The organism is Thioalkalivibrio sp. ALJ12, assembly GCF_000378305.1.
In the GTDB taxonomy this organism is placed as follows: Bacteria; Pseudomonadota; Gammaproteobacteria; order Ectothiorhodospirales; family Ectothiorhodospiraceae; genus Thioalkalivibrio.
Genome location: NZ_KB899539.1, coordinates 557,162 through 583,595 on the forward strand (window position 1 = coordinate 557,162; position 26,434 = coordinate 583,595).

Genomic DNA, 26,434 nt, shown 5'->3' on the forward strand with positions numbered 1-26,434 from the left:
TCCATTCCCTTTCGTCCCCCTGCCCGGGGGAGCTAGACCTGTACACGCAGACCGACACGAGCCGATGGCCGATCGGTCGGTCGCGAGGCACGGAATGACCGTTCCTCAATCCGAAACAGGAGGTTGTACTGATGTATAGCTATCGCAAGACTGCAATTGCCTTTGCCCTCGCCTCGATGTTCGCGCTGGGTGGACTCGCCACCGCGCAGGCGCAAAACCTGGGTGCGGCAGCCGAAGGTGCTGCCGAGACCGGTGCCGAAGCCAGCGGTGGAGCCGCCGGCGGCTCCGAAATGGGCGGCGAAGCCAGTGGCGGGACCGCCGGCGGTGCGGCGGCCGAAGGCCAGGCCCCGGGTGCCGAGGGTGGTGCTGGCGCGAGCGGCGATGCCGGCGCCAGCGGTGACGTCCGTCAGGACGACGATGCCCGTGGCGGCATGGGCGCCGATGCAGGTGCCGGGGCCGGTGCTGGCGGTGAAGCCGAAGGCGACGACGGCGGTGCCGAAGCCGGCGCCGAAGGTGGGGCCGAAGGCTCCGTCGAGGTCGAGTAATCACCTCCCGGCCGGGCGGCACTTGCCGCCCGGTCCGGCTTGTCCGACTGCGGATCGATCCCCATTTCCGCGGCAACCTCCCACCAATAGGGCTCCGCCTCGCAGGAGCAACAGTCGCAGGCCACCGACACCCCTTCGTGCTGGCTCAGTGATGACCCTGATTTTTCCCTCACAGTGACCTTTTCGTTCATCGTGATTCCTCACGGTGTGGCCATCCTTCTCACCGTCCTCCCGGATGCGGCAGGATCCCAATAACCCCATGCTACACTCTTGAAATCCCGTCTATTCGGGACTTACGGAGGATGGAACGCCATGGCTACACGGCGCGACAAGCTGCTGTTTGCCGTCTTTGGCGTAACCGTCCTGGGGCTCCTGCTGCCGCTGTTTCTCCTGGGCTGGTATCTCTGGCAAGGGTCCGTGGTCGCGGAGGAACAGCGTCTGGACGAACTCGCACAAAAGCTCGGCCAGCAAACCGAGCAGGCGATCCTCGACGCGCGCGACCTGCTCGACGAGCTCAATGCCCTCGATGTGACCCCCTGCTCGCCGCAGCACCTGAACCAGTTGCAGGAAGCCGCGATTTCGCGGCCGCATATTCGCGCCGTCGGTTACTGGCGGGCAGTGGAACGCGAATGCGGCGCCGGTTTTGTCCAGGGCGATGCCCTCACTCCCCCCCAGGCCAGCCGCATCTACGACAGCGGACTGGTGGCCTGGTGGCCCGGCCCCACGACGGCGATCGGCGGCGTAGAGCTCTTCCTGATGCGCTATGGCCAGCACGACGTGGCCATCGACCCGCGCCTGCTGGTAAACCCAGGCCTGCTGGAGGACCAGGAAGTCGGGCTCTGGGTCGAATCCATGCCCATGATCACCCATCCCCCGGGGGCCGATGTCCCGGATCCCGAGTTATTCGAACCCGGGCTCACGGTGGATCACGCCGAACAACGGCTGGTCAGCCGCTCGTCGCTCGATACTATCCTGCCGATCGACATCATCGCCGTGCAGCCGATGGCGCAATTCTGGCAGCGCTACCTCCCCACGCTGGCCGGGGCCGGGGCCTTTGGCCTGTTACTCGTTGGTTTGTGGCTGTTTCTGATCCTGCGGTACTTCCGCCACCAGCTCAGCCTGGCTCAGGAGCTGCGCGAGGCGATTGCGCATGACCAGCTGCAGGTGGTGTTCCAGCCCATCGTCGACCTGGAAACAGGCAGCTGTCAGGGTGCCGAGGCCCTGGCGCGTTGGCGGCGCGATAACCGGGAAACTATTGGCCCGGATGTCTTCGTGCCTCTGGCCGAAGATACCGAACAGGGGACCGACTTGACCCTCGCGATCCTGCGCTGTGTCCTCCACGAGCTGGGGCCACAGCTCCGCGACCGGCCGGATTGCCCGATCAACCTGAACATCACCGGACAGGATCTGGCCTCCACCCGCTTTAGCGAAGCCCTCCAGCGCGAGCTTGAACAGGCCAAGGTTCCGGCCCACGCAATCAAGCTCGAGATCACCGAGCGCTCGCTGCTCAACACGGATGACGTTCGCAGGAGAATCCAGGATTTGCGCGCGCGCGGCCATCGCATCGCGATTGACGATTTTGGCACCGGCTACTCCAGCCTGGCCTATCTCGAGAGCTTCGAACTGGACACCCTCAAGATTGACAAAACATTTGCCGATGCCATTGGCCACGAAGCAGTGACCAGCAACATCATTAGCCATATCATCGTGATGGCACGCTCGCTGAAGCTGAACATCGTCGCCGAAGGCATCGAGTCCGGGCATCAGGTCGAGTGGCTGCGCCAGCAAGGGGTCGGATTCGGGCAAGGCTATCGCTTCAGCCGCCCCCTCTCGGCGCGCGCATTCCGTGATTGGTGCCAACAAGCCGGGGACTCGAAGTGAACGCCATTATTCGCCACAACACACTTGCCGCCATCGTCGCGGCACTGTTGTTGACCGGGTGTAACGCCATGCCCACTCAGGGAGAACGTTCACCAGATGCAGCCGCCAACGGCGAACAAGCCCGGGATACCCCCCATCAGGACGATGCTTACGGGACGAGCCGGAACGCGGTTTATCTGGCGCGCGATGACGACGCCGTCAACGCACGTCGTCAGCACCTGCTGGACGAGGGGCACGAATCCGTCGCCCTGGATCGGGTGGGCTTCTATATGGACGTGCTGACCGCACGGTTGCGCCAGGAGCTTTCGGGATACGATGTGCAAATGGAACGCGAGGGGCGAATCATCACCCTGATATTTCCGGGCGCCAAGGCCTTCGAGACCAACAGCGCGGAGATTCACCCGGACATGATACCCACCCTCGATGCCCTGGGGCAGGTGCTCGAGGAGTACGACGCCAGCCTGGTGACGATCGCCGGACATACCGACTCTGCGGGCGCACGCGGTTACAACCAGCACCTGTCGGAACAACGGGCCCTGTCGGTCGGTCGTCACCTGCACGGCAATGGCGTCGGAGAGGCGCGCATCATTGCGATCGGCTACGGACCGGACCGCCCCATCGCCGAGAATGAAACGTCACATGGGCGCGCCCTGAACCGCCGCGTGGAGCTACGCGTGGAGCCACTAACGGCCACCTGACTCACAAAGCGTCTGGGGGGCCCTCCGCGCGGTGGACCTCGACACGATTTCGGCCACGCGCCTTGGCGCGATAGAGCGCCGCATCGGCCTTGCGCACGAGATCTTCCAGGGAATCTCCGGGTTCGCGAGACACCACCCCCAGGCTGATCGACATCGGCTGGCCATGGGCCGCCGGTGGGTCCGCAATGGCCTGGCGGAGTTTTTCCGCCAGCAACGCTGCACGGCCCGAGTCGGCGTGCGGCACGAGGATCAGGAACTCCTCGCCGCCCCACCGGCCGAGACGGTCCGAGTCGCGCAGGCACGCCTGCAACCGCTGGCACATCTCCCGCAGGATGGCATCCCCCATCGCGTGACCGTAGCGATCGTTGACCTCCTTGAAGTAGTCGAGATCGAGAAAAATCAACGAAAGCGGCAGGTTGTAACGCTCCGCACGAGCCACCTCGTGTTCCGCCTCGGTCTTGAACTTCTGGCGGTTCCAAACCCCGGTCAAGGCGTCCGTATTGGCCAGACGCACCAATTCCTCCTGCTGCTGGCGCAGTGTTGTCTCGACCTCCTTGCGCAGAGCGGCCTCCTGACGCAAACGGCGACTGACCCGCACGTAATGCAGCAGGAGCAGGCTAACCAGGAGCAAGGTAGCGCCTGCGATCAGCGCAATCCGGTACCACCATGCGTGGTCGACTGCGACGCGTACCGCCTGCCGGCGCGGCAGGTTTGGTCTGTCCCGGTTGACCCCACCGCGGCTGGCGCTCTGATCATCCGCCCGGTCCGACGAATTCCGGGCCGCCTGGGCCGGAAACAATTCCCTGCCCCACCGTTCCTCCGGTCCACCGGACCCCGATAACCGCCAGGGGGCCTGGCGAGCCTGGATATCACTGTCCTGCAGCAAGACCCCGGCGTGAGACGAAGGCGGCGGGCTGGCGCAGACGGGGACGAAGAGGAACAGCCACAACAGCCCCCCGAAGCCAAGCCGCAAGCCTTGGCTGCGAAAGCCACGGTTCTGGACGAGCGTCATCGGCATCCCTCGGATCGACTGGCGCTTGCGTGCCGGCCCTTCTGCTGAGCCTAGCACCCCGTCGGCGAAACAACCTGCGGGTCACACCGCGTTTGGTCGGGCCAGTCACGAATCATCCTGGCGACAAACCAGCGTTCATCGCACTCCTGGCCGCTATTGCCTCGATTTGTGGGCCGCCGTACAGACCGACATTGCAGCCAGCCACATGATCGGGGACGCGTATACATCGTGCGGGTCGAGTGCCCGAACGATGAGCTTGACACTGACCGCCGGCGTTAACGCCGGCCCCTTCAAGGAGCGGAACCATGAAGAAACTCACCTCACTCAAACTCGCCGCCGCGATGATCCCCGTTCTCGCCTTTGGCATGAGCACCCCCATGGCGGGCGAACAGGAGATGAACGGCAATGACCGCAACGCAATGGAAGAGCGTGATGCCGACGAGCGCCATGATGCCCCCCATATTGACCGCATGCCGGCGCAAGGACTGCATGCCTCCGACCTGATGGACAAGAAGATCCACAGCCGGACCGACGATGAAGAAGTCGGCGAGATCAACGACCTCGTCATCGATCAGGACGGCCGGATCATCGCCGTCGTAATCGGCACCGGCGGCGTCCTGGGTATGGGCGAGAAGGACATCGCAATCGCCTGGGACCGGATCGACCGCACGACCGAAGGCGACGAGGTCAAGCTGTACATCGATATGGATGAAGACACCCTGAAGGAAGCGCCCGAGTACGAACGCGACTAGGGCTCGCACTACCCGGCCCGAGGGATTGCTCTTCCCTCGGGCTCGGTCTTCCGCTACGCCGGCCTGGCCAGTGCAGAACGTTGGGCGTCGCTACGCCAACTGCCTTAACGCGAAAATGGTCCGCCAGTCTGGAAGATTTCAGTCGGGGATACGGGGTTTGGCCCACCGCGAAGGACTATCCTTAAACTATTAATTATCCGAATCTTTCGGACCGTCGAACGCTCCCGACCAACAAACGGACGCACCGGTGCCCTTAACCCGACCGACCGGGCGAACGCCCCTCGACAATGGACTGCTCGCGGCCCTGCCGGACAGTGAATACAAGCATCTCCAGCCACACCTGAATCCGGTCCTGTTGCCACTGGGCACCAGCCTTTACGAGGGCCCGTCGGAGACCCACTACGTCTACTTCCCCACCGAAGCCATCATCGCCTTGATGTGTGTAATGGAAGACGGCAAGTGTGGCGAGATCGCGGTGGCCGGACGGGAGGGACTGGTCGGGATCTCGCTGTTGATGGGCGGCTACACGACCCCCACCCGGGCCTCGGTACGCATGGCCGGGCACGCCTATCGAATCCGCAGCGCCATCATCAGCGAGGCCTTCTCGCGCACAGGCGAACTGCAACGCCTGATGCTTCGCTACACGCAGGCCTTGTTCACGCAAATCGCACAGACCTCCGCCTGCAATCGACACCACTCGGTGGAGCAGCAGCTCTGCCGCTGGCTGTTGCTGAGCGACGATCGCTCACCACATCGCGAACTCAAAATGACCCATGAACTCATCGCGAGCATGCTGGGGGTTCGCCGAGAAGGCGTCACCGAGGCCGCCGGGCGGTTACAAAAGTCGGGCTTGATCACCTACCACCGAGGTCGCCTGGTCATTCTCGACCGTCCGGGGCTCGAGCAGCACAGCTGCGAGTGCTACGGGGTCGTATCTCGAGAATACGCCCGCCTCCTCGATGAACCGACGACGCCACAGTACTAGTCCCGGAACGCATCAGTCCCGGGGCGTCGCCAGCGGGCCGCTTCGCTCAGTGTTCGTCCCGGTCGATCTTCTTCTCGAACTCTGCCAGCTGCTGCTCCGCTTCGTCCTTCGTCACGCCATAGCGTTCCTGAATGCGGCCTGCCAACTCTTCCCGCTTGCCAGCCACGGCGTCGAGTTCGTCGTCCGTCAGCTTCCCCCAGCGCGCCTTGACCTTCCCCTTGAACTGCTTCCAGTTTCCTTTAACGATGTCCCAGTTCATTCCCCGTCCTCCTCCAGTCGCTGATCGGCGACATTGCCAATCAACACCCGAGCGTAAGCAGACCACCTGGCTGGCGTCTGTTCGGCGACGCACAGACGTTCCACCCCCGCGTGTGACTCACTGGTGTGCCAACCAGCCAGTCAGGCCATCTACTCATGATGACCAACATCATCTGGCTCGTCGGCTTTGTCGTAATCGTGCTGGTGACCCTGAGCTTTCTCGGTTTCCCAGGGGGCCGGAGCTTCACCAGACGAGCGCCAGCAAGCCGGCCCCGAGACAGACCACCACCACGGGAACAATCGTCTCCCGTACCACCTGCCCTTCGCGCGCCTGGAGGCCGCAGGCCGCGGCCGCCATTGCGATGTTGTGCAACGAGATCATGTTGCCCACGCCTGAGCCGATCAGCTGCAAGGCGAGAATCGACGGCAGCGACAATGCCACTGCTTCCGCGGTGTCGGCCTGCAGGCGGGCAAAGAGCAGATTGGAGACCGTGGCACTTCCGGTCATGAACGACCCCAGCGCCCCCAGAAATCCGCTGAACAGCACGAACGTGCCCCCCAACCACCCGGCCAGGCCCTGCCCCAGTACCTGCGGCATCGAGGGGAGCCCCGCCGCGTTGAGCTCGGACATCAGCAGGATCTGGGTGAGCGCGATGATGAAGATCAGCACGATCGCGGCTACCCGCAGCTTGCGTCCAGTAGCCACCACGGCCTCGCCCAGCGTGGCGCGCCCCACGCGAAAAAGGATCAGTGCAGTCAGCAGCGCCAGGGCAAAGTAGAAATACGGCGTGTACAGCGGGGCCAGGCTCTGCCCCAGTTCCACCCCCTGAAACTCGCCCAGGGACCAGCGCACCGATTGCAGGGCCTCACGCAGCGGCATCACCGTGCGCGAGGCAATCAAGGCCACCGACATCACGGCGAACGGCACAAACGCCACGAGTACCCGCTTGATCGGGGCGGGTTCGGTCTCGGTGTGTTGCGGGCTCGATGGCAGCAGAAAACCTTTGTGCGCGGCCAGTGAGATGACGACCATCGCGACGACGCCACCGACAATCGAGGGCAACTCCGGCCCGATCAGCCAGGCGACCAGGGCGTACGGAATACCGAACGCGAGCGCGGAGAGCACCGCGAATGGCACAAACTCGCGAAAACGCCCCTTCTCGTCCCCCAGCGTGGCAACCCAGGTCATGAAAATGGTGATGAACACGGCCAGCAGCGCGAGGATGAACGCCGTGCGCACCACCGCCTCCTGCACCACCGCATCGTCCAGTCCCAGCCCCGCGAAGCCGATCACCACCGGCGTACCCGCCGCGCCAAACGGCACCGCGGTACTGTTGCCGATCAGCGCGATCGCCACGGCCTTCAGCGGCTTCATGCCGAAATAGACGAGCAGTGGTGCCGCCAGCACGGCCGGGGTCCCGAATCCGGCGATACCCTCCACGAATCCGACCAGGCCCCACCCCAGCAACATCGCCAGAACGCGCGGATCGCGCGACACGCTGGCAATCACCGACTGGATCGCATCCATGTGGCCGGTTGCGATCATCACGTTCAGCACCAGCAGCGCGACGGCCACAATCAGCATGACCTCGACAAACACCACGCCCGCATCCAGCAGGCTCGCGCCCAGCACGGCCCCCGGCATCTGCCAGACCCACAGGGCAATAACCAGTGTCGCCAGATAGGCCAGTGGCGCGGCCTCGTAGGCCGGCCTGCGCAACGGGACCAGCCAGACAAACAGCACCACAAACGGCACCAGGGCCACCCAGAAAAGCGTCATGCGTGCGACATCCTCGAGAAAACGTTATCGGGAGAGTATCGCCTGTCCCGCGCAGAGGCCCACTGCGTCAGATCAATCGCGCGTATCCTCCTGATCCGGATGAACACGCCCAAAGCGACCCATGCCCCACCAAAGCATGCGATGGCTCAACCACCAGACCAGGGCGCAGCCGGCCATCAAGACCGCCAGCCACACATAGGGATGCACCAGATCCTGCGGCCGCGCCCAGGGGCCCAGCACCCAGTTGACGTTCGCCTCGGGCGTCGACAGCAGGTACGACACCAGCAAGACGGCCCAGCCCACCAGGATCCACAAACGCCCCGCCACCGGGTCGTATCCCAGGCGCCAGACCATCCACAACAGCACCAACGGAAGCGGCAGGTGGTACAGGGAGAACAGCCGCAGGTAGAGCGGAACCTCCGGATCGAACATGTAGGCGACAAAGCCGAAGGGCGGGTTCCCCAGCAGCACAAGCCCCAGCAAGAAATCGATCACCCACCCCATCTCGAGCAGGACCACGCCCACCGCCAGCATGCTCGCCAGGCGCCGGCTCTCCAGCCACGCCGCCGCGCACCCGGCGATCAGCGCGAGATTGGACAGCCAGAGGAAATTGAGCCAGCCATACTGGACCGCATAGACCGGTACCAGGACGCAGACAAACAGCAGGTAGGCAACCAGAAACCAGCGAGGAAACAAAGCGTAATCGCCTGACGGGGCCGGGCTCTCACTATAACGGTTCGAACCCGGAGTCACAGTGTTCCTTCACGTGCGACAGCCCGTTACGCGTATGATGAAAAGTCCATTCGACCCGCGGGAGAACCGGCGCGTGAGAACCTGGATTGCCATCAGCGCCACGCTGGTACTCGCCGCCTGCGGCACCCTGCCCCCGACCGCCGAACAGGCACGCGATGTGCCCTACAGCTGCGATCGTGGCCCGAACCTGATGGCGAGCTTCAGCGACAATGAGGCCAAGCTGCGCTTTGGCCGTTCCAAGGCCGTATTACAGGCGACCGAGGTCGCCTCCGGGGCACGCTACGCCAACCCCGGCGAGCAGATCGTCTTCTGGACCAAGGGCGAAGCCGCCATGCTCGAATTCCACGGCATCTACTGGACCTGCCGCATTCGCCAGCCCAATGCCGATGCAGCTACTCCGGCTCCACCGGCGCCACGGCACTGGAGTGCCGCGGCGGGTGTTCCTGAATAAACGCCTCCAGCCGGCCAAGCGCCTCGCCAGCACTGGAAAAGCCTTCCAGACCGCATTCGACCGAGCCTTCCAGATACGGTCGCATGCCCTCGCCAATGCTCGGCGTGTAACCCACGCCCGTGGTCGCCAGAAGCTCCGGATCCAGGCGCCCATCGGCATGGATGCGCTGGATCTGCAGTACCGCGATCCCCTCCGAGGTCACCCGGTCCTCGCGCACCAGTAACGTCTCGCCGTTATCGCACTCGGCGATCTGCAGTGCACCTTCCCTGGCCGTTTGTGCCATCTGGTGCTCGTAGCTGCGCGCCTCGGGGTCCTGCAGGATCACGCGAGCACCCTCGAAGGCCAGGGCCGCCAGCAACAGCATCCCCGCCAGCCCGAACAGCGTAGCCGCCACCCGCCGCCAGCCCAGCACATAACCGACAGCACCAACGACCAGCAAAAGCGGCGTACCCCACTCAAAGGTCCGGGCCAGCGGTACGGGCATAAAGTCGATCCCGCCGCCGAGCCCCAGCAGGGCGGTGACATAAAGCCAGACGATCCCCAGCCCGACCCCGAGCAGGATCGCGATCAGCGCGCGCCAGAACAGCGACTGCCTGCGCTCGGGTTGCGTATCGGCCATGCCCCTCTCCAATCCAGTCCAATCGGCGCAGCCTAAGCAAACACGCGCCGATGTGCACGCCGTACATCGTTTCGTGGCCTTGCAAGCCTAAAGTTTCCTCAAACCCCGCCGTTAAGCGAATGTAGACGGGAAATTCCGGCTGCGGAATCCGGCCCTTCGCCGGATCGCCCTTGTGGCGTGCGAGACCCGACAACATGGCCCAGGTGTTGAGTGTTGCCACCAACCTCCTGTCGCTCAATGCCCAGCGCCACCTGCGCCAGTCGCAGGCCGCCCTGCAGACGGCCTTCCAGCGCCTGTCTTCAGGCCAGCGCATCAACTCGGCGCGCGACGACGCCGCCGGGCTGGCCATCTCCGAACGCTTCACAACCCAGATCCGCGGCCTGAACCAGGCCATGCGCAACGCGCAGGACGGCATCTCGCTGGCCCAGACCGCCGAGGGCGCCCTGGGCTCCATGACCGGCAACCTGCAACGTATCCGCGAGCTGGCGATACAGGCGGCCAATGCCACCCTGTCGGCCTCGGACCGCGGCGCCATCGACCGCGAGGTTCGCCAGCTCCTGGCCGAGAACGACCGCATCGCGACCCAGACAACCTTTAACGGCCGTTCGCTGCTGGACGGGTCCATGGGCACCGCGTTCTTCCAGATCGGCGCCAACGCCGGGCAGACCCTCGCCATCGACCTCGGCAACAGCATGCGCAACCGCTTCGTGGGCGACATTGCCAGTGCCTGGTCCGGCGAACTGGAGGCCGCCTTCGCCGGCAATCCGCTGGAGGTGGATCAGGATTTCTCCATCCGTGTGGGCGAGCGCGACCCGGTGGACATCCCTGCGGGACCCTATCGCTCCCCCCAGGAACTGGCGACCGCGATCGACCGCGCCCTCGGATCAACCGGCCGCGCGATCCTGACCGACGACGGCCGGCTGAACCTGATCGCCCGCGAGACCCTGACGATCTCGGGGGAGACCGCCCTCGCCACGCTCGGGCTGCCGGCCACCACCGAGCCCGGGGGGAGCCTGAACGATATCGACCTGACCTCGCGCCAGGGGGCCAGCGACGCCCTGTCACGTGTGGATGCCGCGCTGGATGCGGTCAACGCGCGGCGCAGCCAGTTCGGGGCCATCCAGAACCGCTTCGAGTCGACCATCACCAACCTGGGCATCACCAGCGACAACCTGGCGGCGGCCCGCAGCCGCATTCTGGACGCCGATTACGCGGCCGAGGTCAGCCGCCTGGTGCGCGCCCAGATCCTGCAACAGGCCGGGCTCGCCGTGCTCGTTCAGGCCAACGCGCTACCCCAGACCTTCCTGCGGCTGCTCCAGTAATCAGGGGGCCGGCGCGCCTACTCCCCTGCGGGTCGGGCCGCCGCGCCAGAGAACTCCGGCCCCCGGACATCGTCATCGGTCCACCCACGGTCCTGGTCACGACTGGTCACCCACCATTCGTGAACGAACAGCCGAATCGGCCCAAGCACGCGTTCTTCGAAACGCGATGGCAGCGTATACGGGCCGACCTCCTCGTACTCCAGGAAGGTCGTATCGACATGGGCATTCCGGGTCGGCTCGAAGCCGGTCAGGGTGATATGCACCCGATAGAGCCGATCGGTTTCGGGGTGGATCCACATCACCACCTGATCCTCGTCCGCCTTGCCAAAGCCCGGCTGGATGGTCGCCAGCACGCGACGGTAGTCCACGCCGCCCTCGCGGCGATCCGCCAGCCGCGTCATTGAGGTCGCGCGGTGTTTCACGAAGGTCGGTCCGTAGTGGAACAGCTTGCCGGCATCGGTCGTCATCGCGGTGGCACGAATCCGGTCCTCGTCCTCGCTCCGCTCGCCGTCGTAGTACACGCGAATCTCGTCACGCTGGCGGATCACCGTCTTGGTGCCCTCCGGCCCCGTGTAATGGACTGCGTACAACTCGTCCGCCGGGCGGTAGCGCTCCTCGCCCTGGCCACGGTAGCCACCATCCGCCACCAGCGGCTGCACACGCTGAACCATTCGCCCCCACTCGCCGTCCGTAGCCTGGTTCAGGTCCCCGTCGTACTCGCGAAGATCCCCTCCGTGCGCGGCCATGGTCCGGTCGAACAGTTCCTGGGCCGTCATTCCGTCGGCGAAAGCCCGGCCCTCATCGGGCTCCGGGAAAGTAGCGGCACAACCCGCCAACAGCAGTACAGACACCACCAGAAGCGGCACTACCCATGCGCTCGCTCGCAACACCGGCAATGTCGTCTTGTTCTTCTTTTCCATTTCTGCACCCTCGAAAACCCTTTGTGTATAGTTCTTGTACAATGTGTGTACATGAAGTTCAATAGGGCATCATCAATCAACCGCTCAGGACGTACCCATGTGTGCAAATGCCACCCGGTTCCCCACCCAGGGGGCGCCCCTTGCGGTTTCCAGCGACGACGCTACGGCCATACTCGCGGCCGTCCGCGAGGCCGTCGCCTATATCGAATTTGCGCCGAACGGTACGGTGCTCGACGCCAACTCGCACTTCCTCGAGACTGTCGGTCATCCCCGCGAGGATGTGATCGGCCAGCACCACCGGATGTTCTGCGACCCGGACTACGTTCGCTCCATGGAATACCGCCAATTCTGGCGGCAGCTGGCTACGGGCGAGTCCCACGCCGGCACCTTCCCCAGGGTCACGCGGGCTGGCGAGACCATCTGGCTGGAAGCCACCTACTTTCCGGTACGCGATGCCCAGGGCGACGTGTACAAGGTCGTCAAGATCGCATCGAATGTGACCGGCAAGATGGAGACGCTCCACGACCAGGCAGCCGTATTCGAGGCGCTGGATCGTTCCCAGGCGGTCATCGAGTTCACGCCGGACGGCACCATCCTCAAGGCCAACGACAACTTCCTGCAGGCCGTCGGTTACCCGCTCGAACACATTCAGGGCCAGCACCACCGGATGTTCTGCGACGACGCCTTCTACCGCGAGAACCCGAATTTCTGGCAAGACCTCGCCCGCGGGCGCTTCATGAGCGGCAAATTCCGCCGTTTCAAGTCCTCCGGCGAGGAGATCTGGCTGGAGGCCACCTACAACCCGATTCTCGATGACCAGGGTCATACCGTGAAGGTCATCAAGTTCGCCACGGACATCACCGCCAGCGTGCACATGGCCGAGCGCACCCGGGAGGCCTCCGCCATCGCCTGCGAAATGGCCCAGAAAACCGCGGATGGCGCGCAACGCGGAGAGGCCTCGCTGGAGGCCAATGCGACCAACTCCGAACAGATCCGCCAGCATGTGGCCGAAACCAAATCGGCGATCGATCGACTCAATGCCGAGGCGCGCAGTATCGAGTCGATCATCGAGACCATCCGCAGCGTGGCGGAAACCACCAAGATGCTGTCCCTCAATGCCGCTATCGAAGCCGCGCGTGCCGGAGAGCAAGGGCGCGGCTTTGCCGTGGTGGCACAGGAGGTCCGCAAGCTCGCGTCCGATACCCGCGACGCCACCAGTCAGATCGCCGAGGTCATTCATGGCAACCTGCAAAGCACCCAGGCGATCGCAGAGCGCATCGACACCGTGAACCAGGTGGCCGAGCAAGGGCGCCAACAGGTCCTGTCGGTACAGCAGATCATGGCCGAGATTCGCGAAGGCGCCAGCCACGTCGTCGAATCCGTCTCCTCGATCCCGCGCACATGACCCGGCCTGCGAGAGGCCTCGCACACCCGGAAGGCAAATCCATCCGGGCAACGGGCCGCTCCTGACCATCGAAGCCCCGCCATCCCCCCTTCATTCCCTCATTGACCGCGAGGGTTCTCTCGCCTAGTCTTTCCTTTGGGTGGCGATCCCGAGCGATCGGCGGCAAACATTCCGGAACGGATCCGAATGGCTGCGACCACCCGACAGGGAGGGAAACGCCCCATGCCAGCGCGCATGTTCGGCTTGTTCGCGAGACTCGGGCCCCTGGCCGGCCTCAGCCTGTTCGGGCTGACTGCGCTGCTGCCCGCACAAGCCCTGTCTGCGGTCACCCCCGCCCCCCTGCCGCACAACACCGGCTTCTACCTCTCGCCTTATACCGCCTCCGGAGAGCTGGCCGGGTGGGTCGACGAGGCACTGGGCGAGTCCTCGCGCGACATCTCCGGGCTGGCCGGACGCCTGCTGCAAACGGCGGCGATGGCCTATGGTGCGCAGCAGTCGAATCGTCTGGGCGGCATGCTCGACCAGGCCAGCCGGTCGTCCGGCATACCCGCGATGGACTTCGGCCATGCCCTTGCCGCGGCCACCGAACCCGGCCGCACCTCGGCCGGGGGACTTGAGCAGGCCACCGCCATCCTGGGCGAGCTGGGGAGCCGTGGACTGGTGGGCGAACACGCCGGCCATCAGGTCCGGCGGCTTGCGCAGGTGCTGGAGGACCCGGAGGCCGCCGTGCGCGGCGAGCTGGAACGCCTGCAGATCGGCTCGCGGGACATCGCCGGGGTACTCCGCGAACTGGAGCGCCTCCCGCAAGGCCAACGCCGAAGCGTACTCGGAGCCCTGGACCACGACACCGCCCCGGCGCTGGAACTCCTGCTGGACGCCGGCCACCAGCGGCTTGACCAGCAGATGCACGAACTGGCCCAGCCCCGCAGCGCATCGTCCGGCTCTGCCGCCAGCGTCTTTGGCTTGCTGGCCCGTGACCACGATGCCGGGCTGTTCGGCGCCGGGGAGCTGCTGCAACGTCAGCTGGGCGATCACGCCCTGCGCCAGGGCGCCGAGCTGGGCATGGGGTTCTTCGCCCTGTTCGACGGGCTCTCGCAAACCCACCGTCAACTCGAACTGACCCCGGAGCGCATGTTGCGCTACCGCCAGTCCGCCGACCGTTCGTTCAACGACCTCGACAGCCTGCTGGTACACACCATGGTGCACTACCGCACCCGGCGCGACTTCGCCCGCGCCAGCGAGGCCGTGATGCTCCTCTACCCCGAGGCACGCCCGCGCATGGACGCCGCCCATCGCGTGGCGGGCGACATCATCACCGCCGAATGGCACCGCATGCAGCAACGCATGGACCTGCAATGGCAATAAACCCACGGAGAACCCACTGATGCGAATCCACCTGACGCCTGCCCGCATGCTCGCCATGGGCGCGATCCTGAGCCTGGGCCTGACGACCTCGCTCGCCCACGCCACGCCGGGCGCCGACCGCCAATTCGACCGCAATATCCAGGCGGTCGACACGGGCCTGCTGGAACCCGGCACCCGGGCGCTGCTGGACGCCTATCGCAGCGAACGTGGATCGCGCGAGGCGCGGCAGATCAGCCGTCAGGCCCTGCCGGGTCGCAGTGCCACGCAGTGCGCCTGGGACGATCGCTACCGCATCATGGCCAACCTCGAAGCGCCGTCCGAGGTTATCTTTACCCGCGCCCTGGTCACCAACAAGGGACGCGGCTCGGTAGACTTGGGCTTTGACCGCTTCGAACTGCACGCCGACGGCGCCTGCCCGGATACGGTCGACAACGGGCCCGTCAGTTTCTGGATGACCTGGTACCAGAACCACCAGGCCATGGAGCCGGCGGCCGTCTCCAGCATCGAGGAGGCGCGGCGGCTGTACGCCGCCTCCGCCATGGACAGCAGCATGAAGATGGTTATGCGCTTCGACGGCGAGATGCGGGACGGCCAGCCCCACGGTCGCTTCCGACTGATCCAGACCAATCACGCACCCGAGATGCAGGGCATGCGCGGCGGCAGTGTCAGCAGCCATGCGCTGGGTTATGTCGAATTCGAGGCCGGCGAGCGGATCCGGCGGCTGATCGTGACCGAGATGGCCCACGGCGCCACCCTGGTCTACCTGGAACAGCCCCATGGCGAGGCGAACATGCTCAACTACTGGGTCCTGCACGGGGCCGGCATGCACATGGGCGACCATTACCCGACCAACGCCGCTGGCGAAATCGATGGCCTCTTCGTACGTATGCGCAGCAACGAGAGCCCACCCGAGATCAGCGCCTGCGTGCGCGGCAACCTGCCCGCCGAGCGTTCCGCCTGCGACTAGGCCACGCTGACGGCCGCGGGGCAGGACCTCCCGCCCTGCGCCGTTTCCCTCAAGCCCCGAAAAAAGCACCCGGCTCAATCACTGATGGGCCCGGACGTCTCGTTCCGGCGCATATGAACTACACTCCCGGAACAACCACTTATAGCTGCGTGTAAAGGCCCGGGCGCGAACCGGTAAAGGACCGTGACCGCGCCGCCATACCCGCCCTGCCGCAACAGGGTGCAAAGCCGGCCAGGAAGGCCAAAGGATGCCACGCAATGTCCAGGTTCGAGTCGGCTCAACCCCTGGCAGGCAATACCCGGTATTCCGACTACCTGGCTCGAACGACGCTCCGCGCCTGGGTCGGGATGTCCTTTGTCTCCGCGACACTGATCATCGTCGCAGGCCTGCTGCTCTCCTGGTTGATCCCGTACCTGGCGGGTGGCGCCGACAGCATCGTGCCGCACTTCTACTACGTGCCAATCCTGTTTGCCGCCGCGCGCTTTGGGCCCGGCGCCGCCCTCGTCGTGGCACTGGTGGCCGGCGTACTGGCCGGGCCCCTGACCTATGTGGACGTCGCCGCCGCCACCGCACAGGAGACCGAACGCTGGCTGACGCGCACCGCCTTCTTCGTCGGGATCGGGCAATTGATGGCCTGGCTGGTCATTCCCGCGCTGCATCCGGTCACCGAGGAACTGCGGCGCATGCGTCAGGAATTCGATATCCGCCGGGGCCTGAAACACAACGAGTTCTTTCTGCGCTACCAGCCGATCTACTCGATCCGCCAGCATCGATTCGTCGGGGTCGAGGCGCTGATCCGCTGGCAGCACCCGGCACACGGCGAGCTGACGCCGGCGGACTTTCTCGACGTGGCGGAGGACTCCTCGCTGATACACGACATCGGCGCGCAGGTGATCGCCGAGGCCTGCCGACAGACCGAGGAGTGGAAGACCCTTGCGCAGGTCCATGGCCGCGAACCCTGGTACACCGCGATCAATCTCTCCGCCCGCGACTTCATTCGCCCCGAACTCGCGTACGACGTCGCATCCGCGCTCAAGCGCCACCACCTGCCACCCGAACTCCTGACCATCGAACTCACCGAGACCGTGCTCGCGCTCGAGGACGCCGAACCCGCCCTCGAGGCGCTGAAGCACCTGGGGGTACAGCTCGCCATCGACGACTTCGGCACCGGGTATTCGTCCCTCGCCTATCTCAATCGGTTTCCGATCGATACGCTGAAGCTCGACCGCCAGCTTGTATCCAGCCTCGGCCACGACCCCTCGGCCGAAGACCTCGCACGAGGCATCGCACTGCTGGCCGGATCGCTCGGGCTGAAGACCGTTGCCGAGGGCATCGAGACCCGGGACCAGATCGGCCTGAGCGAGGAACTCGGGTTCGACCGCATCCAGGGGTTTTACTTCGCCCGGCCCCTGACCGCGGACGAAATCCCGTCCCTTCTGCTGATCGAGGAGGTTGACCCGGACCACCCGCCGACGCCGAGCGGCGCCCGGGCGTAGAAAACCCCGGTGGGCGGTTCGCCCACCGGGGTCCTGGGAGATAGCAGGCGTAGTGCTGGTGGAGGCTACGAGTCCCCCGCCACCTCGGCGAATTGCTCACCAAGATCGCTGTCGTTGTCGATCAGGTAAGCAATCTCCTGGTATTCCTTGACGGTCAGCCCTTCATCCTCGATTGCGGCGACCATCTCGTCGTTGGCCTCGTCGCGCAGCTCCTGGGCCCCCTCGCCTTCTGCTTCCGCGATGTCATCTGCGTATTCCGCGCGGATGTCCTGGGCCGCATCCGCAGCCGCCAGAAAGCTTTCCAGATCGCTTTCACTGACGTCCTCGGCGGACATTTCGGGATCATCGGTCCATTCCTGCTCGAACACATGCGGATCATCCGCTGCCACTGTGCCCGCACCACCCAATGCGAGCCCGAGAGCCAGGGCGATCGAATAAGTTGCACCGGTCTTGTGTCCCATTCTGCGCCTCCTGCTTCTTCAGATTGGTTGGATTGCGTTAGCCCGTCGCAATGAACGCGCCGTCTGACCCGTAGCGATGCAGCCTCCGTGCCAACATGGCCTGAATGCCGCATGCCGTGCCGCCAGGCGGTTTCCGCACCTGGATGCAGTGATCGGACGGGTCCCAATCACATCCAGAGGTGGGTCATTCAGACACATGCATCGCCCCGACCCGTGTCGCTCCGACTCACTCCCTGGGGCCGCCTCGTTCAACGCCGGCAAGGCCCTTCACCCACAAAAAAGCCCCGAGGCGCAATGCCACGGGGCCCGGCCGTTTGCGCTCGGCGCCTGGGTTAGCTTGACCCGAAGTACTCCCGCAGGAGCTGCGTCGTGCGCGCGGCCGGATCCTCGCGAATGCGACGTTCCTCGTCCGCCAGAATGGTAAACAGACCATCCAGTGCGTGGTCGGTCACATAGCGATCCAGGTCCACATCCAGATCGGCCAGGCCGGGGATACGGCTGGCTGCATCGCGCAGCGGCTGGTACACCCGGTACACCCCGGCACCCTCCATATGCTCGCGCACCACGGGCGCATAGCGCTCGCGCAGATCCGACTCGGACGCACCGCGCAGGTACTGGGTCGCGGCATCGTCATCACCGCGCAGTACCGCGTGCACGTCGGACGGCTGCATGCCCCGAATCGCACTCACAAACACCGGGGCCGCCTCCCGTGCGGCCGCCTCGGCGGCCCGGTTCATGCGCCGCTCGAGATCATCCACCTGGCTGCCCATGCCAGCGCTGCGCAGCACATCCCCGGCCTGCCGCAACTCCTGCGGCAGACCGATCCGTATGGCCTGGTTGCCCCAGTAGCCGTCTTCCTGCCCCGTCCGTTCCACGGTTCGTTCGGTGCCGACTCGAAGGGCCTCGCGGACCGCCTCTTCCGCCCGGTCACCACCACTCCCCTCGCCGTTCAAACCGAAGTCGCGGACATCCAGTCCGGCACAGGCCGAGAGAAAAAACGGCAGAAACAGCAACAACAAGAGCGGCGAATTACGCATGCGGACACTCCGACAGAATCATACGGGGCATGATACACATCACGCCTCGCATACCCCGTGCCCCGCTTGTCACATCCAGCACCGCGCCAGGCTTGCGATCCACCCGCGCATGCTCAATTGTTAAGGAAACACTGACTAATGGACACACTCGCGTTGGTACCCCAGGTTTGCCGAGGCAAGGCGCATCGTGCAGCGGGTAGAGGTACTACCCGCAAGCGGCGCAACGCAGGATCGGGGAACCTGGGGTACCAACCCCACAACTCAATAAACGAAGGGGCTCGGCCGCTCGTTGTTATCAAAAACGGGCGCGCGCACGGCGTTGCGGCTCCCTTGTGCAGAATGACTGCACGGCGGTCACCGCGCCTTGTTCGCACGCAAAAGCGACTCGAGCGCGAGCGTGTACATTAATCAGTGTTTCCTTGAGTGATATGACCCACAGACCGCGCCGCCAAAGACCCGCCCGCAAGCGCCTGTACGCTGCCGCCGTCCTGTTCGGCTTGCCGCTACTCGCGTTCATCGCCTGGGTCACATGGACGGAGCAGCACCCGGAGCAGGAGCGCGAGTTGCGTGTGGAGGTCCAGGACCGCCTGCACGAGTGGTTTCCGGAGGTCATGGAGCTACCCGACGAGCTTCGCGGCTTTGTCCCGCGATCCACGGTATTCGACGACAGCACCCGCCCCGAAGTCGTGATGCTGCACGGGCTCGACGAGCCCGGCGATATCTGGGACACGCTGGCGTCCGCCCTCGACACGGCCGGCATCAATGGCTGGGAGTTTCGCTACCCGAACGATCAGGCGATTGATCACAGCGCCGACCTCCTGGCCGAGTACTGGGAGACGCTGGAGGCCGAACAGCCCGTGATCCTGGTGGGCCACAGCATGGGCGGCCTGGTGATCCGCGACTTTGTCACCCGCTGGCGACACCCCATCGACGAGGCTCCGCGGGTCGAAGGGCCACCCATTGCCGGCGTAATCCTGGTCGCCACCCCGAACCAGGGCTCCGACTGGGCACGCCTGCGCGTCTGGCTCGAGGTGCGCGAATGGCTGGCCGACATACGTGAGCAACGCTTTTCGCTTTTCGCCGGTCTTCGCGACGGCACGGGCGCGGCCAAGATCGATCTGCGGCCCGACAGCGAGTTTCTGGCGGACCTGAATCAGCGCCCCTGGCCAGAGGACATTCCCGTGCGAATCATCGGCGGCGTGGTACCCGAGCCGACCCCGGCGATGGAGGCCAGCCTGCGATCCCTGAGCGAGCAGTTCGGCATCGAGGACTTGCCCGCGCGCATCGAAGAGTGGTGGGAGGACACCAGCGAAGGACTGGGAGACGGGGTCGTGCCGATCGATTCCCTGTCACTGGAGGGACACCCCGAACCCGAGATCCTGGAGGCCTCGCACCGCGGTCTCCTGGTTCCCGGCCCCCTGACGGAATACCCCCCCGCGGTCGAACCGATCCTGCATATCCTGTTCGACTGGCGGGACGAGGACCGGCCTGTCCCCGCGATTGACCCGCAGGACTAACGTCTCTCCAGCGCAGGGGTCAGATCCCCAGCTCCCGCAGGACCTTGTCGATGCGTGGCACCAGGTGCGCATGCGGCGAGTCCTTGCGTACCAGCAGATGCATCGAGGTCACGTCCAGCACGTTCGAGGAGGCCACCAGCCGACCCAGTGCATCCGCCTCGTCGGGATAGGCCCGCTTCAACTCCCGGATCGTGTGTTCCGTCACCTCACTCATGTTGATCAGCACGTCCCCCTCGCCGACCGCCAGACGTCGCAGATTCTCCGACAGCGTGCCCTCGCGCTGCACGTCCAGACCCTCCAGGTTGGCCTTGCCCCAGCCGTTCCCGGCGTAGTCCAGTACGCGGTATCCAGTAAAGTCCTCCAGCCGTTCCTTGGCCAGCAATTCGTCGCGCTCGGGGTGGTCCTCGCGCACGAAGGCCACCCATTCCGGTTCCGCCAGGGCGACCTCGCTCGCGATCAGATACTCCTCGCGCTCCGGCGTCATGGTGGTAATGATCGCGTCGGCCTTGCCCTCCTTCACCAGCCGCTGCGCCTCCTCCCATTCGTAGGGCTCGTGGCGCAGTGGCACCCACAAGTGGGCAAAGGCCTCCTGCATCAACTGGACATAGTGGCCCGCGAAGCGCCCATCGCGATTGATGTACCCGTACGGCGCCTCGTCCCGGTCGCCCGCGATATGGAAGGCCTCGCGGTGATCGGCCACCGCCGGCACCGACAGCATGCCCAAGACCGCAATACCCGCTAAAAGCCGTCCAAACATCGCTCAGTCCCTCCATACCGTGCCGTCCGGGCCCCGAATCCGCCGGAGGTCGGCATCCCGTCACTCAAGCCGCGGCAAGATTTACCAGCGGCACCAGACCAAACCAAAGCACATAGGCTAGCGATACCGCCATCAAGCCGTCGATACGCCCGCCCGGTGCCCCGCGCTGACGCTCGCGCCACAACATCCATATCAGCCAGGCCGCATGCGGCACCACGAAATAGGCAATGCCTGCATAGGCCCCCTGAGCCCAACCGGTCAGGTGGAATGCCGTTCCCGCAACCGCCGCCAGACCGGTGAACACCAGCGCCACACCGAGCGCACCACCATTTCCCAGCCGCACCGCCAGGGTCCGTTTGGCCACAGCCGCGTCCGCCTCGCGATCGGGGATACCAGACAGCGTAATCGACGGGATGATCGCCAGAAACAACGGCAGGCTCAGCCACCAGGGCAAGGGGTCCGTCCAGTCCCCCGCGAGGAACACGTACCCGCACAGCAACACGCCCAGGCTGTGGGTCAGCGCGACATCCACCTCCCCGAGCCCGCGATAGCTGAGCTTCAGGGGCGGCGCCGTATACCCGATCGCGAGCACCGCCAGCACGCCCGTTACCCACAGCATGGGACCGGCATCGCCGGGCGCGACCGCGAGCAGCGCGGCAAACGCCGCCGCGAAGCCCCCCAGTGCCACCGACGTACCGGCGTTGATCTCGCGCAGGGACAGCCGCCCCTCCACCAGCACCCGCGAGCCGCCGGTAAAGGCGCTGTAGAAACGGTTCTGGCGATCGGAGCCGAAATCTACCCGTTCATTGACCAGGACCGTCGCCACCTCGAGCAGGAACAGGCACAGATAACCCAGCCAGAAAACCGGATTGCGCGACACACCGCCGTCCGGGGCCGCCGCCAGGGCCCCTGCGGTGTAGGCCACGAAGGTCATCGGGTAGAACTGCAGGCGCAGTGCCTGCAGCCAGCCCCCCAGCTTGAAGGCCGCCCGTTCGCGCAGGCTCTCGCGGCCATGCTCCAGGCGCAGCCCTTCCTGTCGTGCGCGCTCGAGCCACGCCTCGCGCTGGCGGTCATCGGCCTCGCGTACCGAACCCAGCATCAGCGAGCGCACCGGGCGGATGCCGCAAAAGCCCAGGGTCGCGCGCGCCATCGCGTTGATCCCCGGCTGGCGATACAACAACTGATGGATCAGTACCGGGGTATCCATCGTGGTAATCAGCTGTGCGGAGCGTCCCTGCAGCAGCCCCTCGTATCCGGTGCCGCCCTCGCAGCTGCGAAAGGCAAACTCGGGCGTCATCACGCGATCGAGAAAGCCCTTGAGCAGCGCTGGCATGGTGCCCCACCAGGTGGGAAAGACGAATACGAGATGATCGGCCCAGGCGACCAGTTCGCGCGCCGCGTCCAGATCGTCTTCCAGCGGCTGCTGATTCGGCGAAGGCGTGTGAACGTGCGGGTCGAACTCGAGATTCGCCAGCTCCAGGGAGCGCACTTCCGCCCCGGCGGATCGGGCCCCGTCACGGTAGGCCTCGGCCAGCGCGCCGCACAGGCTGTCGGTACGCGGGTGGCCCAGGATCACGAGCACCTTCACGCGAGGTGGCTCCCGGAAAGGGCCTTGCGACCGCTACGCCCCGGAACAGGGCACGTGGTGCATACCGGGTTGCCTCCCTGCATACTCGAAGTCCTCCGAACCCCGTCTCTGATCATGCCCACGATCGAACACCAGGCACACATCCGCGCGGACCAACCCGATGTATTCGCCCTGATTACGCGGGTCGAGGAGTTCGTCCATTACAGCGAGGCCATCGAAACGATAGCGCGCGTCGGGGAGGCCCGCTACCGATGGGTCGTCCGCATCGCCGGCATTCCCCTGAGTTTCGATGTCGAGATCACAGAAACGGAACCACCGGAGCGCTTTTCCTGGCAATCGCTGACCGGCGTGCAGAATCGCGGCACCTATCACCTGACACCCGCGCAAAACGGCACGACGATCCACCTGCGTCTGGAGTACGAGCTCGACAATCCGCTGCTCGAAGAGACCGTCCGCCAGGCGGCCAAACCACTGATCCAGACCCTGAGCCGCGAGATCATCGACAACGTGGAAGCGGAGCTGCAGAAGTCACCGGGAAAAGGCATCGATCAGGAGGGTCCGCGCCCGGATCGTTAGACCCCGGTAGCGGACAGGCTCAACAAATAACGCTGCTGGTCCGGGCTCTCGATCGCGCCGGGGCGCGCCCCGCGCACCATTGCGATGGCCTCCTCCGGCGCGAGGCCCCGTTCGATCAGCGTCAAGGCCGCAATCGTCCCTGCACGGCCAAACCCGCCACCGCAGTGAAAAATCACCCCTTCGCCCGCACGCAGCCGACGGTGTACCTCGGGGCCGACTTCGCGCCAGCGCAGCTCCCAGGGGCGATCCGGCGCCGCCATGTCACCGATCGGCAGGTGCAGCCACGCCATCCCCGCCGCACGCACGGCCTTGCCCAGCTCGGGCACACCCAGCTTGTCCAGTTCATGCCCCTGGTTCAGCGTGACCAAGGCCGTCGCTCCCCAGTCCCGGATCGCTGCCAGATCCGCCGCCAGGTCCCGCTGACCACCGGGCGCCTCCGGCTCGCACTTGCCGGGGCAAAGCGTCATCCCGATCGTTCCGCCTTCGGGCAGGCTCACCGTGCCGATCTCCAGGGAGCGGGCGGGATTGTCGCTAGTCTGAGTCATCAAGCCTCTCTCAATCGTCCGGCGCCAAGGCCAGTCGTTCCGATCTCGGGCCCGCAAGGGCCCTTTCTGCGAACCAACGCCGCATCTCCCAATCCTACCGGTATGGACACCCCGTTACTCATCCTGGGCCTCCTGCTGGTCGCCAGCCTGGCCGCATTCTTTACCGGCGTACTGCCCTATCCCATCGGATGGATCATCCTGACCATCGCCTTCATCGCACGCTTGCTCTTTCTGGCCGGCCGATAACATCCTTGCTGAAGCCGCGATGGAGAGCGCCCGCGATGTCTGAAGCCCGCAAGATGCCGGTACAACTGATCAGTGTGGACGCGGTGGTCGACGCCGCGGACCGCCTCGCCCGCCAGATCCTGGACAGCGGCTTCCGGCCGGACACGATCGTCGCCATTGCCCGTGGTGGCTTCATGCCGGCGCGATTCCTGTGCGACTTCCTGCAGGTGCACAAGCTGCTGAGCCTCAAGGTGGAGCACTACACCTCCGGCGCCCGCAAGAAGCAGGCCGCGGCCGTGACGGTGCCGCTGAGTGGTGATGTCCGCGGTGAACGCGTCCTGCTGGTGGACGACGTCAACGACAGCGGCGATACCCTGGCCGCGGCACGCCCGCATCTGGAGACCTTCAAGCCCAAGGCCGTGCGTACCGCCGTGCTGCACGAGAAGACCACGACCACCTGTCCGGCGGACTTCCGCAGCCACACCGTCCGCGAGTGGCACTGGCTGCTCTATCCCTGGGCGGTCGTCGAGGACGTCGGCCAGTTCATCCAGCAGATGGACCCGCCGCCCAGCCACCGTGTGGAACTGATCGAACGCCTGCGCCTGGACTACGGCCTGGAACTGCACCCCGGCGAACTCGATCGCGTGATTCGCTACCACAGTCTCGAGATCCGCTAGGCCGAACACCGCTATGGGGTTAAGGGCACCGGCCGAGGCCTCCTATTTTGCTCAGACCCGCCCGTTTTCCTGCCCTCTCGGGCCTACACTCCAGGACAGTTCAACTGCGTACTGACCGGAGGGCCCATGCGTTTTCGGGACCGTACCGACGCCGGCCGGCGGCTGGCGCAAGCGTTAAACCGCTTCCGCGGTCAATCCGGCGTGGTGTATGCCCTGCCGCGCGGCGGCGTCCCGCTCGGGGCCGAGGTCGCGCGGCACCTGGATATGCCGCTGGATCTGCTGATCCCGCGCAAGATCGGCCACCCGTTTCACCCCGAATACGCAATCTGTGCGGTCCCGGAACACGGCGAGCGCGTCTGCAACCCCCGCGAGGAGGAGCGCATCGACCCGGAATGGCTGGAGCGGGCCGAGGCCCGCGAACGCGCCGAGGCCCGGCGACGACGCGAACTGTACTGCACCACGCCCGCCCCGGACGTCGCTGGCAGACTGGCGATCATCGTCGATGATGGCATTGCCACCGGCCTGACCATGCGCGCAGCCATCCGCGACGCCCGGCAACGCCACCCCAGCCAGATCGTCGTCGCGATCCCCGTGGCCCCGGCCGACACGGCGGAGCTGCTCGAGACCGAGGTCAACCACGTGGTAACCCTGGACCGCCCGGTGTACTACCGGGGCTCGGTCGGGTCCTATTACGAATCCTTCGAACAGACCTCGGACGACGAGGTGATCGACCTCCTGGCCACCGCCCACCGCTCGCGCAAATCCGATGTCTCGCGCTGAGCAACACGATGTGACCCTCGCCCTGGACGGGCGTCCGCATCAGGGGATCCTCGGCCTGCCGGAGACCCCGGCCGGGCTGGTTGTGTTCGCGCATGGAAGCGGCAGCAGCCGCCTCAGCCCGCGCAACCACCAGGTGGCCCACGTGCTGCAGGCGGCCGATCTCGCCACGCTGATGTTCGACCTCCTGACCGAGACGGAGGATCGCACCTACGAGAACCGGTTCGACATCCCGCTGCTGGCCCGTCGGCTCGTACAGGCCTGCGAATGGGCCGCTTCGCAACCCCGACTCGCAGGGCTCCCGATGGGCCTGTTTGGCGCCAGCACCGGGGCGGCGGCGGCATTACAGGCGGCCGCGGCGGCCCCCGATACCATCCGCGCCGTCGTCTCCCGCGGCGGCCGCCCGGATCTGGCGGGCGAGGCCCTGCCGCGGGTGGCGTCACCCACCCTGCTGATTGTCGGGGGCGACGACACCATGGTGATCGAGCTCAACCGCCAGGCGCAGTCCCGCATGCAGGCCACCTGCAGGCTCGCGATCATCCCGGGCGCCACTCACCTGTTCGAGGAACCGGGCACCCTGGAGCAAGCGGCCGATCTGGCCACGGACTGGTTTACCCGGTGGTTGAATCCCGAATAGGGAGGGCCGGGTTTCCTTCCAGCAGCACCTTCAATTGGTCCAGGTCCTTCTCCACCGCGCACCGGTCCGAATCAAACTGCTCGTCGGACATCCCCGGCTGCCGGAAAAGGCTGAACACCAGCTCGCTCCCCTCGCCGTTCGGCAGGACACGCATGGGGTTGTGAACGATCACGCCCGAGGGGAGCTCGACATCGTGATCCATCACACCGAGATCGTTGGGCGCCGCAAACCGTACCGTCACCCTCCCAACGGGCCCTTCCACGACCCACGCATCCCCCTCCTGTCGAACCTCCGAACGCGCGAGCCCCTCGGCCCATAACGGGAGATTTCTCGGATCGGAGGCAAAGGCATAGACATCTGCGGGAGTGCGCGCGATGGATACGGTCAGGTGCAGCACCTCGGCCATGCTGGGCCCGCAGGCGTCCATT

At 65.5% G+C, this 26,434-nt stretch carries 29 protein-coding genes; 17 read left to right on the forward strand and 12 right to left on the reverse strand.

Translation table 11 applies throughout. From position 1 onward, the window contains the following. Nucleotides 1-131 precede the first annotated feature (131 nt). From F467_RS0109920 to F467_RS0109930, 3 genes are all read left to right on the forward strand, one after another. Nucleotides 132-545, forward strand: a complete 414-nt coding sequence (locus F467_RS0109920; protein ID WP_018139307.1) for a hypothetical protein — start codon at nucleotides 132-134, stop codon at nucleotides 543-545. A 312-nt stretch (nucleotides 546-857) separates the two neighbouring features. Then, nucleotides 858-2,426, forward strand: a complete 1,569-nt coding sequence (locus F467_RS0109925; RefSeq protein WP_018139306.1) for an EAL domain-containing protein — start codon at nucleotides 858-860, stop codon at nucleotides 2,424-2,426. Beyond that, complete coding sequence (locus F467_RS0109930; RefSeq protein ID WP_018139305.1) at nucleotides 2,423-3,124, forward strand: OmpA family protein; 702 nt, start codon at nucleotides 2,423-2,425, stop codon at nucleotides 3,122-3,124. Before F467_RS0109925 ends, F467_RS0109930 begins: the two co-directional genes overlap by 4 nt. Before the next feature lies 1 nt (nucleotide 3,125). Here the strand turns inward: F467_RS0109930 and F467_RS0109935 are convergent, their stop codons facing one another. After that, entirely contained in the window at nucleotides 3,126-3,923 is a 798-nt protein-coding gene (locus F467_RS0109935) for a GGDEF domain-containing protein (RefSeq protein WP_018875317.1), read from the reverse strand. A gap of 518 nt (nucleotides 3,924-4,441) precedes the next feature. Between F467_RS0109935 and F467_RS0109940 the strand changes: the two genes are divergently transcribed. Next, complete coding sequence (locus tag F467_RS0109940) at nucleotides 4,442-4,888, forward strand: PRC-barrel domain-containing protein (RefSeq protein ID WP_018139303.1); 447 nt, start codon at nucleotides 4,442-4,444, stop codon at nucleotides 4,886-4,888. Nucleotides 4,889-5,135: 247 nt separating this feature from the next. Further along, complete coding sequence (locus F467_RS0109945) at nucleotides 5,136-5,873, forward strand: Crp/Fnr family transcriptional regulator (protein ID WP_018139302.1); 738 nt, start codon at nucleotides 5,136-5,138, stop codon at nucleotides 5,871-5,873. Between the two features lie 46 nt (nucleotides 5,874-5,919). On the opposite strand, the gene F467_RS0109950 is transcribed toward F467_RS0109945, so the two are convergent. The 3 genes from F467_RS0109950 to F467_RS0109960 all read right to left on the reverse strand — a co-directional run bounded on the left by F467_RS0109950 (nucleotide 5,920) and on the right by F467_RS0109960 (nucleotide 8,607). Then, nucleotides 5,920-6,132 carry a CsbD family protein gene (locus tag F467_RS0109950; protein WP_018139301.1) on the reverse strand — a complete coding sequence of 71 codons (213 nt, stop codon included), beginning with the start codon at nucleotides 6,130-6,132 and terminating at the stop codon, nucleotides 5,920-5,922. A 243-nt stretch (nucleotides 6,133-6,375) separates the two neighbouring features. Beyond that, complete coding sequence (locus tag F467_RS0109955; protein ID WP_018139300.1) at nucleotides 6,376-7,911, reverse strand: L-lactate permease; 1,536 nt, start codon at nucleotides 7,909-7,911, stop codon at nucleotides 6,376-6,378. Nucleotides 7,912-7,983: 72 nt separating this feature from the next. Next, on the reverse strand, nucleotides 7,984-8,607 hold the full coding sequence (locus F467_RS0109960; RefSeq protein ID WP_018139299.1) for a hypothetical protein: 624 nt from the start codon (nucleotides 8,605-8,607) through the stop codon (nucleotides 7,984-7,986). 130 nt (nucleotides 8,608-8,737) lie between these two features. Here F467_RS0109960 and F467_RS0109965 point away from each other — a divergent pair, with 130 nt between their 5' ends. After that, nucleotides 8,738-9,115: an MliC family protein gene (locus F467_RS0109965; RefSeq protein WP_018139298.1), complete on the forward strand. Its 378-nt coding sequence runs from the start codon at nucleotides 8,738-8,740 to the stop codon at nucleotides 9,113-9,115. Here the strand turns inward: F467_RS0109965 and F467_RS0109970 are convergent. Continuing rightward, complete coding sequence (locus tag F467_RS0109970; protein WP_018139297.1) at nucleotides 9,057-9,734, reverse strand: hypothetical protein; 678 nt, start codon at nucleotides 9,732-9,734, stop codon at nucleotides 9,057-9,059. The genes F467_RS0109965 and F467_RS0109970 overlap by 59 nt on opposite strands. 194 nt (nucleotides 9,735-9,928) lie before the next feature. Between F467_RS0109970 and F467_RS0109975 the strand changes: the two genes are divergently transcribed. After that, complete coding sequence (locus tag F467_RS0109975; protein ID WP_018139296.1) at nucleotides 9,929-11,056, forward strand: flagellin; 1,128 nt, start codon at nucleotides 9,929-9,931, stop codon at nucleotides 11,054-11,056. Between the two features lie 17 nt (nucleotides 11,057-11,073). Here the strand turns inward: F467_RS0109975 and F467_RS0109980 are convergent, their stop codons facing one another. Then, a complete protein-coding gene (locus F467_RS0109980; protein WP_018139295.1) occupies nucleotides 11,074-11,832 on the reverse strand; it encodes a hypothetical protein in 759 nt (252 codons plus the stop codon). A gap of 241 nt (nucleotides 11,833-12,073) precedes the next feature. On the opposite strand from F467_RS0109980, the gene F467_RS0109985 reads away from it, so the two are divergent. From F467_RS0109985 to F467_RS0110000, 4 genes are all read left to right on the forward strand, one after another. Next, nucleotides 12,074-13,381: a PAS domain-containing methyl-accepting chemotaxis protein gene (locus tag F467_RS0109985; RefSeq protein ID WP_018139294.1), complete on the forward strand. Its 1,308-nt coding sequence runs from the start codon at nucleotides 12,074-12,076 to the stop codon at nucleotides 13,379-13,381. A 222-nt stretch (nucleotides 13,382-13,603) separates the two neighbouring features. Beyond that, nucleotides 13,604-14,746: a hypothetical protein gene (locus tag F467_RS0109990; RefSeq protein WP_018139293.1), complete on the forward strand. Its 1,143-nt coding sequence runs from the start codon at nucleotides 13,604-13,606 to the stop codon at nucleotides 14,744-14,746. A gap of 19 nt (nucleotides 14,747-14,765) precedes the next feature. Further along, entirely contained in the window at nucleotides 14,766-15,713 is a 948-nt protein-coding gene (locus F467_RS0109995) for a hypothetical protein (protein ID WP_018139292.1), read from the forward strand. A 257-nt stretch (nucleotides 15,714-15,970) separates the two neighbouring features. Then, entirely contained in the window at nucleotides 15,971-17,209 is a 1,239-nt protein-coding gene (locus tag F467_RS0110000; RefSeq protein WP_018139291.1) for a bifunctional diguanylate cyclase/phosphodiesterase, read from the forward strand. Nucleotides 17,210-17,274: 65 nt separating this feature from the next. On the opposite strand, the gene F467_RS0110005 is transcribed toward F467_RS0110000, so the two are convergent. Beyond that, on the reverse strand, nucleotides 17,275-17,670 hold the full coding sequence (locus F467_RS0110005) for a DUF4168 domain-containing protein (RefSeq protein ID WP_018139290.1): 396 nt from the start codon (nucleotides 17,668-17,670) through the stop codon (nucleotides 17,275-17,277). Nucleotides 17,671-18,002: 332 nt separating this feature from the next. Then, nucleotides 18,003-18,707 (reverse strand): DUF4197 domain-containing protein, encoded by a 705-nt coding sequence (locus F467_RS0110010; protein WP_018139289.1) that lies wholly within the window; start codon nucleotides 18,705-18,707, stop codon nucleotides 18,003-18,005. Between the two features lie 428 nt (nucleotides 18,708-19,135). Between F467_RS0110010 and F467_RS0110015 the strand changes: the two genes are divergently transcribed. Beyond that, nucleotides 19,136-20,224 carry a lecithin--cholesterol acyltransferase gene (locus tag F467_RS0110015; protein WP_018137593.1) on the forward strand — a complete coding sequence of 363 codons (1,089 nt, stop codon included), beginning with the start codon at nucleotides 19,136-19,138 and terminating at the stop codon, nucleotides 20,222-20,224. A 19-nt stretch (nucleotides 20,225-20,243) separates the two neighbouring features. Here F467_RS0110015 and F467_RS0110020 read toward each other — a convergent pair whose 3' ends face one another. After that, nucleotides 20,244-20,942, reverse strand: a complete 699-nt coding sequence (locus tag F467_RS0110020; RefSeq protein ID WP_018137592.1) for an ABC transporter substrate-binding protein — start codon at nucleotides 20,940-20,942, stop codon at nucleotides 20,244-20,246. Between the two features lie 103 nt (nucleotides 20,943-21,045). Next, nucleotides 21,046-22,569, reverse strand: a complete 1,524-nt coding sequence (locus F467_RS0110025) for an NAD(P)H-dependent oxidoreductase (protein ID WP_018137591.1) — start codon at nucleotides 22,567-22,569, stop codon at nucleotides 21,046-21,048. Nucleotides 22,570-22,683: 114 nt separating this feature from the next. Between F467_RS0110025 and F467_RS0110030 the strand changes: the two genes are divergently transcribed. Next, on the forward strand, nucleotides 22,684-23,145 hold the full coding sequence (locus F467_RS0110030) for an SRPBCC family protein (protein ID WP_018137590.1): 462 nt from the start codon (nucleotides 22,684-22,686) through the stop codon (nucleotides 23,143-23,145). On the opposite strand, the gene F467_RS0110035 is transcribed toward F467_RS0110030, so the two are convergent. After that, nucleotides 23,142-23,690 carry a cyclin-dependent kinase inhibitor 3 family protein gene (locus tag F467_RS0110035; RefSeq protein WP_018137589.1) on the reverse strand — a complete coding sequence of 183 codons (549 nt, stop codon included), beginning with the start codon at nucleotides 23,688-23,690 and terminating at the stop codon, nucleotides 23,142-23,144. The two genes, F467_RS0110030 and F467_RS0110035, sit on opposite strands and share 4 nt — an antisense overlap. A 102-nt stretch (nucleotides 23,691-23,792) precedes the next feature. Here F467_RS0110035 and F467_RS13755 point away from each other — a divergent pair, with 102 nt between their 5' ends. The 4 genes from F467_RS13755 to F467_RS0110055 all read left to right on the forward strand — a co-directional run bounded on the left by F467_RS13755 (nucleotide 23,793) and on the right by F467_RS0110055 (nucleotide 26,006). Next, entirely contained in the window at nucleotides 23,793-23,936 is a 144-nt protein-coding gene (locus F467_RS13755) for a hypothetical protein (RefSeq protein WP_018137588.1), read from the forward strand. A 35-nt stretch (nucleotides 23,937-23,971) separates the two neighbouring features. Then, nucleotides 23,972-24,592: a phosphoribosyltransferase gene (locus tag F467_RS0110045; protein WP_018137587.1), complete on the forward strand. Its 621-nt coding sequence runs from the start codon at nucleotides 23,972-23,974 to the stop codon at nucleotides 24,590-24,592. A gap of 126 nt (nucleotides 24,593-24,718) precedes the next feature. Next, nucleotides 24,719-25,372 (forward strand): phosphoribosyltransferase, encoded by a 654-nt coding sequence (locus F467_RS0110050; protein WP_018137586.1) that lies wholly within the window; start codon nucleotides 24,719-24,721, stop codon nucleotides 25,370-25,372. Then, on the forward strand, nucleotides 25,359-26,006 hold the full coding sequence (locus tag F467_RS0110055; RefSeq protein WP_018137585.1) for a dienelactone hydrolase family protein: 648 nt from the start codon (nucleotides 25,359-25,361) through the stop codon (nucleotides 26,004-26,006). The genes F467_RS0110050 and F467_RS0110055 overlap by 14 nt, the downstream gene beginning before the upstream one ends. Here F467_RS0110055 and F467_RS0110060 read toward each other — a convergent pair. Then, nucleotides 25,981-26,433 carry an SRPBCC family protein gene (locus F467_RS0110060; protein ID WP_018137584.1) on the reverse strand — a complete coding sequence of 151 codons (453 nt, stop codon included), beginning with the start codon at nucleotides 26,431-26,433 and terminating at the stop codon, nucleotides 25,981-25,983. The two genes, F467_RS0110055 and F467_RS0110060, sit on opposite strands and share 26 nt — an antisense overlap. Between the last annotated feature and the right edge of the window lies 1 nt (nucleotide 26,434).

Excerpts from the sequence above, each read along its gene's own strand:
- F467_RS13755 (WP_018137588.1), top strand. The coding sequence starts at position 23,793 with ATGGACACCCCGTTACTCATCCTGGGCCTCCTGCTGGTCGCCAGCCTG.
- F467_RS0110045 (WP_018137587.1), top strand. The coding sequence starts at position 23,972 with ATGTCTGAAGCCCGCAAGATGCCGGTACAACTGATCAGTGTGGACGCG.
- F467_RS0110035 (WP_018137589.1), bottom strand. The coding sequence starts at position 23,690 with ATGACTCAGACTAGCGACAATCCCGCCCGCTCCCTGGAGATCGGCACG.
- F467_RS0110055 (WP_018137585.1), top strand. The coding sequence starts at position 25,359 with ATGTCTCGCGCTGAGCAACACGATGTGACCCTCGCCCTGGACGGGCGT.
- F467_RS0110060 (WP_018137584.1), bottom strand. The coding sequence starts at position 26,433 with ATGGACGCCTGCGGGCCCAGCATGGCCGAGGTGCTGCACCTGACCGTA.
- F467_RS0110005 (WP_018139290.1), bottom strand. The coding sequence starts at position 17,670 with ATGGGACACAAGACCGGTGCAACTTATTCGATCGCCCTGGCTCTCGGG.
- F467_RS0109975 (WP_018139296.1), top strand. The coding sequence starts at position 9,929 with ATGGCCCAGGTGTTGAGTGTTGCCACCAACCTCCTGTCGCTCAATGCC.
- F467_RS0109920 (WP_018139307.1), top strand. The coding sequence starts at position 132 with ATGTATAGCTATCGCAAGACTGCAATTGCCTTTGCCCTCGCCTCGATG.
- F467_RS0110000 (WP_018139291.1), top strand. The coding sequence starts at position 15,971 with ATGTCCAGGTTCGAGTCGGCTCAACCCCTGGCAGGCAATACCCGGTAT.
- F467_RS0110020 (WP_018137592.1), bottom strand. The coding sequence starts at position 20,942 with ATGCTGTCGGTGCCGGCGGTGGCCGATCACCGCGAGGCCTTCCATATC.
- F467_RS0110050 (WP_018137586.1), top strand. The coding sequence starts at position 24,719 with ATGCGTTTTCGGGACCGTACCGACGCCGGCCGGCGGCTGGCGCAAGCG.
- F467_RS0110015 (WP_018137593.1), top strand. The coding sequence starts at position 19,136 with ATGACCCACAGACCGCGCCGCCAAAGACCCGCCCGCAAGCGCCTGTAC.
- F467_RS0110010 (WP_018139289.1), bottom strand. The coding sequence starts at position 18,707 with ATGCGTAATTCGCCGCTCTTGTTGTTGCTGTTTCTGCCGTTTTTTCTC.
- F467_RS0109970 (WP_018139297.1), bottom strand. The coding sequence starts at position 9,734 with ATGGCCGATACGCAACCCGAGCGCAGGCAGTCGCTGTTCTGGCGCGCG.
- F467_RS0109995 (WP_018139292.1), top strand. The coding sequence starts at position 14,766 with ATGCGAATCCACCTGACGCCTGCCCGCATGCTCGCCATGGGCGCGATC.
- F467_RS0109955 (WP_018139300.1), bottom strand. The coding sequence starts at position 7,911 with ATGACGCTTTTCTGGGTGGCCCTGGTGCCGTTTGTGGTGCTGTTTGTC.
- F467_RS0109990 (WP_018139293.1), top strand. The coding sequence starts at position 13,604 with ATGCCAGCGCGCATGTTCGGCTTGTTCGCGAGACTCGGGCCCCTGGCC.
- F467_RS0110030 (WP_018137590.1), top strand. The coding sequence starts at position 22,684 with ATGCCCACGATCGAACACCAGGCACACATCCGCGCGGACCAACCCGAT.
- F467_RS0109925 (WP_018139306.1), top strand. The coding sequence starts at position 858 with ATGGCTACACGGCGCGACAAGCTGCTGTTTGCCGTCTTTGGCGTAACC.
- F467_RS0109950 (WP_018139301.1), bottom strand. The coding sequence starts at position 6,132 with ATGAACTGGGACATCGTTAAAGGAAACTGGAAGCAGTTCAAGGGGAAG.
- F467_RS0109985 (WP_018139294.1), top strand. The coding sequence starts at position 12,074 with ATGTGTGCAAATGCCACCCGGTTCCCCACCCAGGGGGCGCCCCTTGCG.
- F467_RS0109980 (WP_018139295.1), bottom strand. The coding sequence starts at position 11,832 with ATGACGGCCCAGGAACTGTTCGACCGGACCATGGCCGCGCACGGAGGG.
- F467_RS0109940 (WP_018139303.1), top strand. The coding sequence starts at position 4,442 with ATGAAGAAACTCACCTCACTCAAACTCGCCGCCGCGATGATCCCCGTT.